The 15,562-nt window shown below is 70.7% G+C and carries 12 protein-coding genes; 9 read left to right on the top strand and 3 right to left on the bottom strand.

Annotation, left to right across the window (positions count from 1 at the left end):
- Positions 1-8 precede the first annotated feature (8 nt).
- A complete protein-coding gene (locus tag ACQ860_RS22700) occupies positions 9-473 on the bottom strand; it encodes a PTS sugar transporter subunit IIA (protein WP_431305570.1) in 465 nt (154 codons plus the stop codon).
- Between the two features lie 223 nt (positions 474-696).
- Here ACQ860_RS22700 and ACQ860_RS22695 point away from each other — a divergent pair, with 223 nt between their 5' ends.
- The 4 genes from ACQ860_RS22695 (at position 697) to ACQ860_RS22680 (ending at position 6,408) form a co-directional block, all read left to right on the top strand.
- Positions 697-978, top strand: a complete 282-nt coding sequence (locus ACQ860_RS22695) for a helix-turn-helix transcriptional regulator (RefSeq protein ID WP_431305569.1) — start codon at positions 697-699, stop codon at positions 976-978.
- 277 nt (positions 979-1,255) lie between these two features.
- Positions 1,256-2,338 (top strand): TauD/TfdA family dioxygenase, encoded by a 1,083-nt coding sequence (locus tag ACQ860_RS22690; RefSeq protein ID WP_431305568.1) that lies wholly within the window; start codon positions 1,256-1,258, stop codon positions 2,336-2,338.
- Positions 2,339-3,100: 762 nt separating this feature from the next.
- Complete coding sequence (locus tag ACQ860_RS22685; protein ID WP_431305567.1) at positions 3,101-4,330, top strand: YcaO-like family protein; 1,230 nt, start codon at positions 3,101-3,103, stop codon at positions 4,328-4,330.
- Positions 4,331-4,428: 98 nt separating this feature from the next.
- On the top strand, positions 4,429-6,408 hold the full coding sequence (locus tag ACQ860_RS22680) for a BTAD domain-containing putative transcriptional regulator (RefSeq protein ID WP_431305566.1): 1,980 nt from the start codon (positions 4,429-4,431) through the stop codon (positions 6,406-6,408).
- A 9-nt stretch (positions 6,409-6,417) separates the two neighbouring features.
- On the opposite strand, the gene ACQ860_RS22675 is transcribed toward ACQ860_RS22680, so the two are convergent.
- Positions 6,418-6,846 (bottom strand): hypothetical protein, encoded by a 429-nt coding sequence (locus ACQ860_RS22675; RefSeq protein WP_431305565.1) that lies wholly within the window; start codon positions 6,844-6,846, stop codon positions 6,418-6,420.
- Positions 6,847-6,866: 20 nt separating this feature from the next.
- Positions 6,867-8,561 (bottom strand): peroxidase family protein, encoded by a 1,695-nt coding sequence (locus tag ACQ860_RS22670; RefSeq protein ID WP_431305564.1) that lies wholly within the window; start codon positions 8,559-8,561, stop codon positions 6,867-6,869.
- A gap of 159 nt (positions 8,562-8,720) precedes the next feature.
- On the opposite strand from ACQ860_RS22670, the gene ACQ860_RS22665 reads away from it, so the two are divergent.
- The 5 genes from ACQ860_RS22665 (at position 8,721) to ACQ860_RS22645 (ending at position 15,537) form a co-directional block, all read left to right on the top strand.
- Positions 8,721-10,208, top strand: a complete 1,488-nt coding sequence (locus tag ACQ860_RS22665) for a S8 family serine peptidase (protein ID WP_431305563.1) — start codon at positions 8,721-8,723, stop codon at positions 10,206-10,208.
- A 29-nt stretch (positions 10,209-10,237) separates the two neighbouring features.
- The gene (locus ACQ860_RS22660; protein ID WP_431305562.1) at positions 10,238-11,719 is read left to right on the top strand and encodes a hypothetical protein; all 1,482 of its coding nucleotides are present in this window, start codon (positions 10,238-10,240) and stop codon (positions 11,717-11,719) included.
- Positions 11,720-11,745: 26 nt separating this feature from the next.
- Entirely contained in the window at positions 11,746-12,798 is a 1,053-nt protein-coding gene (locus ACQ860_RS22655; protein ID WP_431305561.1) for a hypothetical protein, read from the top strand.
- A 170-nt stretch (positions 12,799-12,968) separates the two neighbouring features.
- Complete coding sequence (ggt, locus tag ACQ860_RS22650) at positions 12,969-14,576, top strand: gamma-glutamyltransferase (RefSeq protein WP_431305560.1); 1,608 nt, start codon at positions 12,969-12,971, stop codon at positions 14,574-14,576.
- Positions 14,577-14,619: 43 nt separating this feature from the next.
- A complete protein-coding gene (locus ACQ860_RS22645) occupies positions 14,620-15,537 on the top strand; it encodes an ABC transporter permease (protein WP_431305559.1) in 918 nt (305 codons plus the stop codon).
- Positions 15,538-15,562: the final 25 nt, after the last annotated feature.

Raw genomic sequence — 15,562 nt, 5'->3', positions numbered from 1 at the left:
GCGGCGCGTCAGCTTGCGGATCGGACGGCAGGGCCGGCCAGCAAAGCCAGCACCTCTTCGGGTGCGGCCGCCGCGCGGAGCCGGCGCAGCGTCTGCCGCTCTCGCAGCGCGCGGCAGGTCTCCGACAGAATCGGCAGGAATCCCTCGGGCGAGGCGTCGGGCCAGACGACGAGAATGACGAGATCCACCGGCTCCTCATCCCGCGCGTCAAACTCGACGGGACGGTTGAGCCGGGCGAACAGGACGACGGGACGGAGATCCCCTTCGAGCCGCGCATGCGGCAGGGCGACGCCGCGGCCAAGCGCCGTCGAGCCCAACCGCTCCCGCTCCTGAAGGGCGTCCAGGACCTCCGCCTCCGGACGTCCCAGCCGATGTGCCGCCTCGGCGGCCAGGCGCTCGAAGACGGCTCCCTTCGTCATGGCGCCGAGGTCCAAGATGATGTCAGCTGCGGAGAGGTGGTCCGTAATCGTCATCGCCGTGTCCTCCCAACCAGATCGCCAGAGTTCGCCTCGGCGCCAACCACCCTGCCCCTGAATGGCCCGGGCCCCGGCACAACCAAAGGGGCCGGGTGCGATGCCCCGACATCGCTCTCCCGCGCGGTCCCCCGCCTGGTATCTACATGAGGGCGCGCGCGACCAATATCAACCCAAAAGGTCAATATTGCGCCTTTCGCAGCAAATACGTATGGTCACCCGCATGGCCATCACACCGGCTCAGTGCAGGGCGGCCCGCGCCCTGCTCGATTGGACCCAGGACGAGCTTGCCGAACGCGCCGCGGTCAGCCGCGGTACCATCCGTGGCTTCGAGAGCAGCCAGCACGCGCTCCAGCGATCCACGGCCTCGGCCATCCTCCGCGCCCTCGAAGCGGGCGGCGTCCGCTTCGTCGAGGCCGACCGTAACGGCGGCGAAGGCGTGAGGTTCGCCGGGCTCGAGGACCCGGTTGCCGCCACCGCCGTGGATGAGGCGTCCGGCGTCTGAATGTCGCGGCCAGGCAGGTTGTCGCCCCAGCACTGAAGTTGGATGCCTTGCGATTCGCGCCTCCTGGGCCGGGCCTCAGGCAGACATCGTCGGGCGGGCGGCGTGCTCAACCGCGATGAGCCGCTGCGCATGGCCACCGATCCCGCCCGGACCCGCAAACACCGGCTCATGGATGTTGCGCCCATCGCGCTTGAGGCGCTGGTCCGAAGAAGTGGTCCGTGCAAATCTAGCCTCCGACGCGGCCGGCAGAACCGCGCGGAACGAGGCGAGGACGAGAGTGACACACAAGATCATCAGCCGGGCCGATTGGCGCCCCGCGGAGCTGGAGCAATCCGGGCGCTGGCTCCGCGTCCTGAGCGAGCGCGAGAGGGAAGATCTGCGCGCCGCCATCGATGGCCTTGCGGCATCCGGCCGGCCGATGATCGAGATCACCCGCGCGGACGTGCCGCTGGGCGCCTTCGCCGCCGTGCTGACCGAGGCCGAGGCGGAGCTGGAGGAGGGCATCGGCTTCGTCGTCCTGCGCGGGCTCCCCATGGACGGACAGGACGTGGAGACGAACCGCCTGATGGCCTGGGCCATCGGGACCCATCTCGGCGTGGCGCGCCCGCAGGGCAAGGCAAGCCAGCTCATGTCCGACGTGCGCGACGCAGGCGGCACCTACCGCGGCGGCAGCGGGCGTGGCTACAACACCAATGCCGAGCTCGATTACCACACCGATGGCAGCGACATCGTGGCCCTGCTCTGCCGCAACACGGCGAAATCGGGCGGGCTCAGCCGCCTCGCGAGTTCCGTCGCCATCCACAATGCGCTGCTGGAAAAGCGGCCCGACCTGGTGGAGACGCTCTACGGCCTGTTTCCGCACAGCCGGCAGAACGAGCACGCGCCGGACGAGCCGCCCACCTACATGGCGCCGGTCTACAGCCTGCGCGATGGGCATTTCGCCAGCCGCTACCTCCGCAACCACATCCGCTCGACCCAGCTGATGGAGAGCGAGCCGCGGCTGACGGCCTTGCAGCACGAGGCGCTGGACAGCCTGCAGGACATGGCAAGCAGCCCCGCCTTCTCCTTCGACATGTGGCTGGAGCCGGGCGACCTCCAGCTGGTGAACAACCACGTCCTCTACCACTCGCGAACGCATTACGAGGATCACGAGGAGGAAGCGCTCAAGCGGCACCTGTTCCGGCTTTGGCTGGCCGTGCCGGGCGGGCGCCCGCTCTGCCCCGCGCTTCAGGATGCCTACAAGAGCGTCGAACCGGGTACGGTGCGGGGCGGCTTCAAGGGGCGGCAGGTCACGCCGGAGCTGCTGGCCTACCAGGCGCGGGCGGCGGCCAGCCTCGGCATGCGGAACATTCCCTACTGACCGGCCCAGGGCGCCGGTCGAGGCCGCACCGGCCGAGGTCGCGCCGGTCGGGGCCGGGCCGGTCTGATGGTGCGACCGGGCCGCGCCACCGGCGGCAAAGGGCCCGGCCCGCTCCGGAACCGCGGCATCGGCACGGCTGTCGTGTCGGCTGGGCCCCGCCCGACGCAGCCCCCGCTCCTGGCGAACGGAGGTTGATGCCGCCCTCGGGTGTCATGAGGCTTCGGTACCAGGGTTCCGATGTCGCCCGTGGCTCACAGCACCTCCCCGAACCAGGCGCGGCGCTCACCCTCCAGATGGAGGGACAGGCGACGTGGCAGGAGGGCAGCGACATGGACCGTGAGGCGGTCAGGTTCGCCTTCGAGGGTTACAGTACCCTCCGCGGGAACAAATCGGCCGGCGAGCCCGACCAGCGGCGCCTCAGGCAGGAGGACGAACGTCTTCTCTCGCGTGAGACCTGACGCCGGCGGCAAGGCTGCCGCGATCGTCAGACGAGGCGGCGGTCGCGGTACGGCACCATGGCCGACCCACCCCACCAGGAGCAGCTCCCCCGATCTGCCGATCCGCGAGACCAGGAACCAGGCCGACCGAACCACGCGCTCACGGCCATATCCGCGCCGAAGCCGAAGCGTGCCATGGACGGCCGTGACGAAACCCTGGCTCGTCATGCATGCTCTCCGCCTTGTGACTGGCCCAGGATGTCAGCGTGAAGAAGGCCACGTGAACTGCGCGTGATTCGCACGCCCATGCGTGGTGAGGGGAGCCATGGCCATACCGCACAGCATGCTGCTCGCGGCCCGGGAAGCGCTGGCGCGGGAAGCGCCCGCGGCCGCCGATGCGGAACTCCTGACCATCCTCGGCTGGGATCGTGCCATGCCGGACCATCAGCGCCTGGATCGCATGCGGCTGCTGCGCGCCGCGCTCGATTGCCGCCGTGTCTTCGCCCTGTCGGCACCGGATGCGCCCGGCCTGCATTGCTTCGGGGCCGAACTCGACCTCGGGCCCATCGCGGGCGATGCCGGGCTTGCGGTCATCGGGACCTCCGGCGTCGGGCTGCATCCCGGGGAGGCTTTCGCCGCCTGCATCGGCGAGGCCGTCGAGATCGCCGCCCAGGTTGAAACCGTCGCGATGCGACCAGCACCCGGCGCGCCCGACGATCTGCTGTTCCACCGCTGGCCGGACAACGAACCGCGGCTCATTCCACGCGACCGCGCCCTCCGGCGCTCTCCGGCACGCGTGGCCTCGCCGCCCCCCATGCCACTCTCCATCGGGTGCGCGGCCGCCCGCAGCGCCGCGGAGGCCAGGCTGCGAGCGACGCTGGAACTCGTCGAACGCGACGCGGTCTGCCTCTGGTGGGTCGGCGGACGTCCCCCACGCCCTGTGGCGATGGAGGATGCAGGCGCGGCCAGCGCCCTGCTCGCCACGCTCCGGCAGGGCAGCGGGACGCGCCGGTCCTGGCTGCTGGACATCACGACCGATCTCCGCATCCCCGCCGTCGCGGCGGTCTCCTTCGGTGCGGAGGGGCGGGGCTTCTGCTGCGGCACCGCCGCACGCGCCACGTTGGGCGAGGCCGCCTGCGCCGCCCTCCTGGAGCTCTGCCAGAATGAACTCGCGCAGCAGGTCGTGCGCCTGAAGCTCCAACAGCGTGGCGAGGCCGCGCTGAACCCGCGCGATCAGGCGATGCGGGCCCGTCATGTCCACGTCACGACGGAAGCCGGGTGGCTGCTGCACCCGCGCGGCGATCCCATACGGCATCCTGATGGCCATCCAGACCCGCACCACGCCTTCGAAGATATGGCGAGGCGGCTCTCCAAGGCCGGCTTCCCCCTTCTGCTGTTCGAGCATGCGTCGCCCACCGGGATTCCGGTCTGGCGGGCCATCAGCGACGGGCTCTGCTGCACCCCCAGCGACGACACACCGCCTCGCCTCACCGCTGCCATCGCCGAGACGGGTGGCGGGCCGGGGCATCTTTTTGGGGTATCTCTGTTTCACTAAATTCATTAATTGCAATCTTCTGTCGCAACCCCTCTCCGGGCGAGGCAATGGCGGAATCGCTGGAATCTCGTTCAATGCCGTCTCCCGGCAGAAGCCGGGTGGACCTCTCCCTTCTGGGCGGGTTTCGCCTGCTGCTGGACGGCTCGGAAGTCCGGCTGCGCAACCGCAAGGCACGTGCCGTGCTGGCCTGCCTCGCCCTGGCCTCGGGCCGCGAGGAGACGCGAGAGCGGCTGGTCGGGCTGCTCTGGAGTGAATCCTCCGAGGCGAAGGGGCGCGCATCGCTGCGCCAGGTGGTGCACGAACTGCGCGAGGCCCTGCCAGAGAGCCTGTTTTCGCCTGAGCGGCTCAGCCTCATCGTCTCCGCATCCGCCTGGCGGATCGATGTGCAGGAGATGGAGGCCCAGCTGGAGGCAGGCCGGGTGCCGCCCAGCCTGATCGAAACACCGTTGCTGCCGGACACGCTGATGGAGGGGTACGAGGATCTCGACACGGCCTTCGGCGTCTGGCTCCTCACCAAGCGCCAGTCCCTGCAGGAGGGCCTGGCGCGGCGGCTCGGGGTGCTGCTGGCGGCTGCTTCGCCATCGGTCCGCCGCGCGGCGGCACGCGGCCTGCTGAGTCTCGATCCGACCAATGAGGAAGCCTGCCGCCACGCGATGCAGGCCGCGGTGGCGGAGGGTGACGTGGCGGGTGCCCTTCGCCTGTACGAGGCGCTCTGGAACCTGCTCGGCGAGGATTTCGACATGGAGCCGTCGCCGGCCACTCAGGAGCTGGTCGCGGCCATCAAGACGGGCCGATTGGCGCCCCCCACGGCCACGGCGCGGCCCCAGGCGACCGAGCCGGTCATCCCGCTGCCCCAGGCGCGCGCGCGCATGCTGCTGCTCATCGAGCCCTTCGCCGCGCATGGCGTGCCGGAGGAGCGCGCGCATCTTGTCCAGGGCTTCCGGCATGACCTGATCGCATGTCTCGTGCGGTTCCGCGAGTGGTTCGTGCTGGATGGCAGCACCATGCCCTCCGCGGCGGCCCTGGCGGGGCGCGTCTCCAGCCGCTACGCCATCGGTGCCACGGCCTACCAGGCCGGCGAGCGGATCAGCCTTGTGCTGACCTTGCGCGACTCCGAGAGCGGCGTCGTCGCCTGGAGCGAGCGCATGGACCTCGACCTCGCCAGCTGGTTCGAGGCGCAGAGCCGCCTCGTGCGCGGGATCGCCATGTCGCTGACCAGCCAGATCTCGGCGACGCGCCTGTCCAGCATCGCGGAGCGGGCCGATGTCTCGCTGGCCGCGCATGACCGCTGGCTGCTGGGGCAAAGCGTGATCCGTGGCTTCAGCCCGGACAGCTGGGAGACGGCGCGCGCCCTGTTCCGCGAGGCCATCGCGCAGGACCCGGGCTTCTCACCGGCCTATAGCAGTCTCGCCCAGCTCGACAATGTCGAACACATCGTCAATCCGGGCACCTGGCGTGACCGGGCGCGGTCCGAGCGCTCGCTCGAATACGCGCGACGCGCGGTGCAATGCGACCCGATGGACAGCCGGGCGCAGCTTTGCCTCGGCTGGTCATTCGCCATGCTCGGGCAGCATGACCGCGCGGCCACCCCGATGCAGCTCGCCTGCGAGTTGAACCCGAATGACAGCTGGACCCTGATCTCCGCCTCGCTGTTCCACAGCTTCGCGGGCAATCACCGCGAAGCGGCACAGCTGGCGGCGGATTCGCTGGAGATGACGGTCTCGCCCGGGCTGACGCATTGGGGATACCAGGTGACGATCGCCTATCTGCGCGGGGATGACCGGGCGACGCTCGACGCCTGCGACCGCGCGGAGGATGTGATCCGCACCCTGCCCGCCTGGCGCGCGGCCGCCTCCCACAACCTGGGCGACGCCGCGGGTGCCGCCGCCGGCGCGCAACGCTTCTTCGACAAGGTGCGGGCCGCCTGGCGCGGCACGGGGCCCGCGACCGAGGAAGCGATGGGGCATTGGCTGCTCCATCTCTATCCGATCAGCACGGCGCAGAACTGGGAGCGGCTGCGCGAGGGCGTGGCCGGCGCCGGAATTCCCGACGCCGGCATGCGGCACGGCCGCTGGTAGCCGCAAGGATCAGGCGCAATTGCCGATGGTGTAGTCGCCGATCCGCGCATCGTCGAACAGGATCTTGTCGTCGGACGAGGCGTCCGGCTGCGCCCCATCCGCCGTCACATCCCCGTAGAACTTCGGCAGGTTGTAGGAGGCGCCTGCCTTAAGCCGGGCCTCATGCTCCTCCACCATCTCCAGCGGAGGCAGCCGCAGGACGAGCTCGTCGGCCCGGTGGGTGATGATCCTCAGGCGCTTGAAGGCCAGCGGTTCGGTCTTCACACCCGCGCCGAACTCGATGAGCTGCTGCCGGAAGGTCTCCAGGTCATCATCCTTCGGGATGGGAACCTCGCCCCGGACCCACTGCTTGACCAGCCGGCCCAGGGCACCGGGATTGATCACCTCGAGAGGCGGTGGAACGGCGGGTTTCGGCGGCTTGGTGGCTGAACTGGACATGTCTCGGTCTCCTCATCGTGTCACAGGAAGGGGGGTGTCGCGTCCTGCAGCGCGTTGCACTCGGCGACGAAGGTGATCAGCCGGGCCATCGTCGAGATGCCCTCCGCCCCGTCCAAGGCCGCACCGAAGCCGAAGCCGGCCGCGAGTTCGCGCAGGGGGGTGGCGCCGTGCTCACCTTGCAGCGGATCATCGAGCATCTGGCCGAACAGCACCTCGCCCACCAGGATGGAGCCCAGGCGCCCGAGCCGGGTGCCGCCGCTTTCCGCCTCCGCCTCGAACAGGACGTAGAAGGGGAGCGGCGGATCCTCCGCCAGCCAATCCAGGGCCGCCCGATGCGCCTCCGGCGATCGGGTCCGGCTGAGCAGCCAGGCCTTGAGCGCCGCGGCGCGGCTGGCCGCCGAGGCGAGCGGAGCGCGCGCGAGCAGGCCGTCCCAGGCGCCACCGCGCTGGGCGATCAGCGCGCCGATGCGCCCATAGAGCGCATCCACGCTCCAGAGGCCCGAACGCGCCGCGCTCATCTGATCGCGAAACGCGACATTGCCGCGCCACGGATCGCCCGCGCCCTCCGGTCCCGGCCAGGGGAAATGGTGGATGTCGAACAGGCCGTGCGAATGGCGCGGCGTGATGCGCAGGCTCGCATTGGGCTGGATGGGCCCGGCCGGCGCGATCTCGAAGAAGTGGCGCCACCCCAGGATCCAGCTCTCGTCCAGCGGCATGCGGCGAGGATTGCGCGCGCTGGTGGCGGAGAGCGCGTCGCTCACGGAAAGCGGGGTCCGGGCTCCGGGCATGCGGTAGGTGGGGCGGACCATGGCGTGGGCGAAGCGGAAGGCGGCGTGGGAGAATTCCAGCGGGACGGAGGGATCGGGCGAACGATCCAGCAACTGCTTCGACGCGGCGGCCTGCCAGATGTCCTGATAGACCTGAAGCACATCGTGATGCAGCAGCCGCGCCAGCACGTCCTCGCGCAGGATGCGCCGATACAGGAGCGTGGTGGCTTCGCGGGCGCAGGCGAAGCGATCCTGCGGCGCGGCGCGGCCGGCCGGCAGCAGGCCGAGCAGCGTGTTGTGCAGGAGGTGGAACAGCGCCGTCATCTGCGCGAGGAAGGCATTGTCCTCGTTCCTCGGGTCGCAGATGAGCGGATCGGCCAGCACGCCCGCACCCGGCTTGCCGTGCCCGGCCCCCGGCATGGGCGGAATGGCGACGCGCCCGATGTCGCGCAGCGGCGCCGCCCCGCCGGGTGAGAGCGGCTTCATCGGGCCCAGGCGAAGGCGGGAGCGCGAGGCATCCCTCGCATCGTCGGGCTCATAGGCGTGGGGACAGACCGAGGGCCCGCCGCCGTACAGCGTCTCGAGCCGCAGCCGCGCCGGGCGTGCGTTGCGCGCCTGCTTCAGCGCCTCCGGCAGCGCCCAGAACGGCGTCGGCGTCGCCACGCAATCATGCGCCACGAGTTGCAGGAGATAGGTGTAGCCCGACGGAATGGTCGGGTTCTCGAAGGCCGAATGATCGGCGGTCATCGCCGTCTCGAAGGCCATGAGCCGCGCGAGGACGGCGAGGCGTGCCTGCAGCTCCGCCTCGGGGATTCCCTCGGCCCATCGCCGCGTCGGCGCGCCGAACATGTGGCGATACCCGATCACGGTCATGGGCGCGGCCACGGCGCTCATGCGCACCGGGATGCTTCCCCGCCCGAAGACCTTGCCGCCGTGACTGGACGCCATGCCGCGCTCCACATGCCCTGCCCGGACCATGCCCGCACGCCCGTGATTCCATCGTGAGCGCGCGCCGGCGCCTCCCTCTCACGCTGCGCTGACACGGCCCAGTCCAGCCTGTGGCCACCGCGGCGATCAGGCCCGGAGCACGAACAGGGGAGCGCTTCCATGGAGTACGCCTACAAGGTGGGGGGCCAGGATGTGGCTCTCGAACTCGACCGCACCGTCGTCGCCGTGCGCTTCGACGACACGATCCCGAAGAGCGGACGTGCCCGCGCCACCGCCGCGGTGCGCGGGCTGAGCCCCTTCACCGCCCGCTACGAGGTGCCCGGCGAAAGGCTGACGCTGGTGCCGGTGCCGCCGCCCGCCGTGGGGGGCGTATCGCCCATGGCCGCGATCGGCGCCCTCAACGGGCAGCCTGAGGTGGCGCGGGCGCTGCCCGTCTTCCGCATCGGCCCCAACAAGGCAGTGCCGACCGAGAGGGTGATCCTCGGCCTGCATGCCGGCGGTGATCCGGAAGCCGTCGCGCGGAAGCACGGGCTGAAGCTGGTCGGAACGGCCGGGGGCGATGCCATCGTCGCCACCATCCCGGACGACGGCGACGTCTTCGCGGTGTGCCGGGCGCTCGATGCGGATGCCGACGTGGACTATGCCGAGCCCGACTTCGTCACCATCGGCCGCCGCCTCACCAGCTTCGTGCCGGTGCAGCCGGGCCCGCTGGACCCGATGCAGGACCAGCAATACGCGCTGAAGCTGATCGGGGCGCTGGCGGCGCAACGCCTGGCGCCGGCCCGGCGCGACGTCCTGATCGCCATCCTCGACGAAGGGGTGGCGACCACGCATCCCGACCTGGCGCCGGCCGTCGCGGGCACCTTCGACGGGGTGGATGCGGACAGCTTCCAGGAGCCCAACCCCTGGGACGGCCACGGCACCGCCTGCGCCGGCCTGGCCGTGGCGATCGGCGGCAACGGGATCGGCATCCGCGGCGTCGCCGCCGGGGCCGGCCTGCTCGCCGGCCGCATCGCGTATTCGGACGGCGAGGGGCGGCCATGGGTCACGACGACCCGCCAGATCGCCCGCACCATCGCCTGGGCCTGGCGGAGCGCGGGCGCCTGGATCATCAGCAACAGCTGGGGCGGCCTCGCGCCGTCCAGCACCGTCGAGCGCGAGCTGGAGGGCGCCCGCACGCTGGGCCGCGGCGGCCTTGGCTGCGTCATCGTCATCGCGGCGGGCAATGATGGGCGGCAGGTGCTCTATCCCGGCAGCCTGCCGGACATGCTGACCGTCGGCGCCAGCAACCAGTTCGACGAGGTGAAGACCTGGGACAGCGCCGATGGGGAGGATGGCTGGGCGAGCTGCCGCGGCCCCCAGGTCTCAGTGGTGGCGCCGGGTGTGCGCAATCTCACCACCGCGATCGGCAACGGCTATGATCCGGTGTTCAACGGCACATCCTCCGCCACGCCGATCGTGGCCGGCGTCGCCGCGCTGATCCTCTCGGCCCGGCCCGAACTGCCCGAGGCGGCGGTGCGCCGGATCATCCGTGAGACGGCGGTGAAGATCGGCCCCTTCCCCTATGCCGATGGCCACAACGACGCCGCCGGCTTCGGCCGGGTGGACGCGCTCGCCGCGGTCCAGGCCGCCATCGCCCATCCGTGATCCCACGCCACAGCCAGACGGAGAGTTCCATGCATCACCACCTCGCGCGCTTCGGCGCGCTTCTCATGGTCGCGACGCTCGGCGGCCAGGCCGCAGGGCAGACGGCCGCCTGCTTTCCCCCCGCCCAGACGGGCGGCACCCCGACGACCGAGCCGGGCGCCTGGCGCAGCGTCGTCGTCAGCCGCGGCGCGGACCCGAACGTCTTCAACCAGGCAGCGCCCGATCTGGACTTCTCGCTCGGCCGCACGCTCGGCGCGATCATCGCCTCGGGCGGGGCGGCGGACAGCCAGCCCGCACGCATCGCCCTGCTGCGCTCCATGCTCGACACGCTGCGGCAGGACCGCTTCACCCATCCCGAGACCGGGATGGACGTCAGTGTCACTCCGCGCCCCAACGAGGCGGCGCTCAATCCGGAGGACATGCTGCGCACGACGGGGCGGGATGGATTCCGCCCCGTCGCCGTCTTCAACCGCTTCGACCTCCGCGACATCCGCGGCGGCGATTGCGGCGAACATCGCATCGTCTATGCCAAGGGGGACGGCCGGGACCCGCTCGACCGGATGACGCTGATCTTCGAGGCGCGGATCCCCAATGGCACGGGCCAGCCCGAGGCCTGCCGCCCCATCGCCGAATTCTGGCAGCGGCTCGCCGCCCCCGGGACGAACGAGGAAGCTGTCGCGAGATCCCTCGCCGCCTTCTTCTTTCGCGGCGATGTGGATGACGACGGGCGTTCGGATTTGCCGGATGGTGGCGCCGTGATCAGCGCGCGCGCCTTCTCGGCCGGGATCGGCCAGGTCCGGGGCAACCTGTTCGTCACGCGCGGCCAGCCCGCCCGGTTTCCGTGGGAGCTGCGCGAGTGGAACATCGCGGTGGCGCAGGGCCGGCCGGCCTTCCTGGCCGCGACCGTGAAGGAGAATCCACATCCGGCCCTGTGGCGCGCGCCCTCCTCCGACGACCCCTCGGGCATGGCCGCGCTGCGCACGGCATTCCAGGCGGAGATGGCGACCGCGATCACCGACCGCCTGCTGCAGCCCGAGGCGGAGAGCCCCGGCCTGCGCTCGCTGACACGTCTGCTCGGAACGCTGGGCGCGGGCTTTCCCGGCCGCTTCAACACCTTCGCGAGTGTCTCGGGCAACCCGCAGGAGGACCCCCTGACCATCGCCGCCCCGCCGCTGCGCGCCGCCATCCAGGCGCGCGTCGCGGCCAATGCGGCGGCCCAGGCCTGCGGAACCACGGCGGAGCATGTGCTGTCGCGCGCCGGCGCCATGACCTGCGCCGGATGCCACCAGCTTTCGGTGCGGCAGAACGTCGCGAGCGATGCGCGCTGGCCCGATGTCGCCGGAATCTTCGTGCATGTGGATGAGGAAGGGCGGCTCTCGCCCGCGCTCACCGACCACTTCCTGCCGCATCGCCGGCAGGCGCTTCGCGCCTATCTTGAGGAGACGGCGCAACCCCGGACCGGCCCCGCCAGCCCGGCCACGACCCAGCTCTTCAATCGCCGCACGCATTGAAACCGAACCGGACAGGAGCATTCCCGATGAAGAAGCAACCCAGCCTGCGGGCCGCGGCCAGCCTGGTCGCCGCCCTGATGGTGAGCGCCTGCGGCTATCGCCAGACGGTGATTTCCCAACCGGTGGCGGACAGCCCCGACGCGGGCCCGGCCGATCCGGGCGGCGTGGTCTATTCGCTGCCCATGAGCCTCGTCACCATTCGCGGCGAGTTGAAGGATGGCGTGGTGACCTACACGCCCTCGGTCAGCATCGTCGGTGACCCGGCCGCCCAGTTCCGGCTGCGGCATATCGCCTCCGGCTGGACCGATGACGACCTGAACTTCAGCGTCGGGACCAGCGGGCTGCTCAACTCCTCGCGGGCGACGCTCACCGACCGGCGCGCGGAGTTCGCGGTGCAGATCGCGCGCTCCATCGGCGCCGCGACGGGGACGGTTATGAATCCGATGGGCGCGGGGAGAGGTACTGGCGCGACGCGGCCTGATCCCGCGGCCTATCCCTTCACCACCGTGCTGGGGGTGCGGGAGCTGCTGGACGGCGCCGTGCTGCCCGATGGCGCGCGGGTCACCATGGTATCGGCGCCGCCGCAGCTTCGGCCGCGGGAGAGCAGCGAGACGCCGGCATGCACCTTCTCGGTCTGCTACCGCAGCGTGGTGCCGGTCACCCTCGCGATCGTGCCGCGCGGCGGCCGGCCGGAAGCCGCCAACCGCTTCAGCGTCACGCTGGTGAATCCGCACCGGACCGAGGGCATCAACCTGCTCGGCGCGCCGCTCGTCACGCGCACCACGAGCGTCACCTTCGAGAACGGGCTGCTGACCGGAAGTTCGGTGGTGATGCCGAGCACGGCCGTCGCCGCCGCGCGCATCCCCTATGACGTGATCAAGGCCGGCCTCAGCGCCTTCGGGGAAATCCTCTCGGTGCGGGTCACCAACACGAACAGCCAGGCCGAGCTGATCGCGGCGCAGACCTCCATCCTGAACAACACGCGCGCGCAGATCGACGCGCAGCGCCAATTGAACGACGCCCGCGCCCAGGCCGGCGGTGGGGGGCCGGCGGTGATCGGGGTGGGAACGGCGCCCTGAGCGGAGAGCGCCAGCCCGTCTCCGGGCGGGCTGGCGCGGGCCAGGACGGCGCCGGAAGGAGGTGGCGGACAGCTTCGGGACACCGCCGCCCGGCAAACCGGGACCTTGGCCGCTGATTGACGCAGGCCCCTCCAGGGGCGAGCCTTCGCCACGCACTGGAGCAGTTCCGCATGGCCTATCCCAGCATCCGCGCGCGTCGGCCCCTGATCATGGGACGGCGTGGCGCCGTGGCGAGCAACCATCCCGTTGCGACCGCCGCGGGGATGGAGGTGCTGCGCACCGGTGGCGGCGCCGCAGATGCCGCGGTCGCCATGGCGCTGACGCTCGGCGTGGTCGAGCCGCACATGTCGGGCCTTGGGGGCGATGGCTTCTATCATGCCTGGAGCGCCAGCACCGGCGTGGCCAGCACCTTCAACGGCACCGGCCAGGCGCCTCGCGCCGCGACCATCGCGCGCTACCGCGCCGAGGGGGGCATTCCCAATCACGGGCCGCTCGCGGTGCAGACGCCCGGCATGGTCGCGGGCCTCGCCGCGCTGCATGCGGCGCATGGCACGCGGCCATGGGGCAGTCTGTTCGGCGCAGCCATCGAGGCGGCGCGGGGCGGCTTCGCCGCGACCCATGCGCTGCGGCATTTCTGCGCCGAGAACCGGCGCCGGCTGGAGCCCGATGCACTGAGCCGCGACGTCTTCCTGCCCGGGGGCGAGCCGCCGGCCCTGGGGGCGCTCGTCGTCCAACCCGCCCTCGCCGCCACGCTGCGCCACCTTGCCGAGCACGGGCCGGCAGACTTCTATCGCGGCGCGCTCGCCCGGCGGCTGGCCCATGCCATGCAGGCGGCGGGCGCGCTGCCCGATGCGGGTGACCTCGCGCAGGTCTCGGCCCTCATCGTGCCGCCCATCGCCCTGCCCTATCGCGGCTTCGAGCTGCGGCAGACCCCGCCCAATTCCATGGGCTTCGCCATGCTGCAGATGATGCGCATCCTGGAGCGCTTCGACCTCACCGCCATGGGCTGGGGGAGCGCCGAGCTGATCCACACCATGGTAGAGGCCAAGAAGCGCGCCTTCCTGGACCGCGAACGCCATGCCGGCGCCGAGACACCGCCGTTGGATGTCCTGCTCTCCGAAGCCCGCGCGGCGGAACAAGCGGCCGCCATTGGACCCCGCGCGGCACATCTGCCGGTGCGCGCCATGGCCGAGACGGACACGACCTATTTCTGCGTGGTGGACGAGGCGGGCAACGCCGTCTCGGCCATCCAGTCGCTCAACTCGGCCTTCGGGTCGGGCGTCACGGCGGGTGAGACGGGCATCCTGCTCAACAACCGCATGTCCTACTGGCACCTGGAGGAGGGCCATGCCAATGCACTGCGCCCCGGTGCCCGCGTTCGCCATACGATGAACGCGCCCATGGTGATGAAGGACGGGCGCCCCTGGATGGTCTTCGGCACGCCCGGCGCCGACAACCAGGTGCAGGTGAACGCGCAGGTGCTGGTGGCCGTCGCCGATTTCGGGATGGACCCGCAGCAGGCGCTCGAAGTCCCACGCTGGAGTTCCTCCCAACCCGGCCAGGAATCCAATTTCCCGCATGGCGGCGAGGATCAGCTGACGCTGGAACAGGGCATCGGCGCGGCCACCTTCGCGGCCCTGGAGGCCCGCGGCCACCGGCTGAAGATCGTGCCGGACCTCGAAGGGCCTTGCAGCGTGGAGGCGATCCGCATCCTGGAGAATGGGGTGCGCATGGCCGCCTCCGATCCGCGGCGCGATGGCTGGGCCGGCGCCTGGTGAGCGCCCTTGCATGCCGTGACGCGCCGCACCTAGGATCGCGCAGATGCTGATGTTCCTCCTGCGACGATTCACGGTCGCCATCCTGGTCGCGCTAACGGTGCTGACGCTGAGCTTCCTGCTCACGCGGCTCTCGGGCGACCTCGCCATCTCCATCGCCGGGCCCAACGCGACCCAGGCGGATGTCGAGATGATCCGGCGGGTCTATGGCCTCGACCGGCCGCTGACGACGCAATATTTCGACTGGCTCTTCCGCGCGGTGCAGGGGGATTTCGGCGAGAGTTACTTCTTCCGCGAGCGCGTGTCCTCGCTCATTGCCCATCGGCTGCCCATCACGATGACGCTGGGTCTCGTCGGCCTGATGATCGCGCTCATCGTCGCGCTGCCGCTCGGGATCATCGCCGCCGTGCGCGAAAATTCGTGGGTGGATCGCAGCGTGATGATGGTGGCGCTGATCGGCCAGGCGATGCCCTCCTTCTGGCTGGGGCTCATCCTGATGGTGGTGCTGGGCCTCAACCTCGCCTGGCTGCCGATCTCAGGCACCGGCGGATGGGAATACTATGTGATGCCGGGCATCGTGCTCTCCTTCTCGGCCATCCCCTCGCTGATGCGGCTCACGCGCAGCGGGATGATCGAGGCGCTTTCCTCCGACTATATCCGCACGGCGCGCGCCAAGGGCCTCAGCCGGCTTTCGATCCTGGTGAAGCACGGCTTCCGCAACGCGGCGATCCCGGTGGTCTCCATCGCGGCCGTACAGCTCGGCTTCATGCTGGGAGGGTCCATCGTGATCGAGACCGTCTTCGCGATGCATGGCGTGGGCTACCTGGCCTGGGAGAGCATCAGCAAGAACGACTTCCCCGTGGTGCAGGCCGTGGTGCTGGTGCTGGCACTGATCTACATCGCGCTCACCCTGCTGTCGGACCTGCTGAACGCGGTGCTCGACCCGCGGCTGCGCACGTCATGAGCGCGGTGATGGCCCCGGGCGCGGG

Source organism: Sediminicoccus sp. BL-A-41-H5, assembly GCF_050632405.1.
Lineage (GTDB): Bacteria > Pseudomonadota > Alphaproteobacteria > Acetobacterales > Acetobacteraceae > Roseococcus.
The sequence above is the reverse complement of the archived record's forward strand: the minus strand, read 5'-3'. Positions and strand labels throughout refer to the sequence as shown.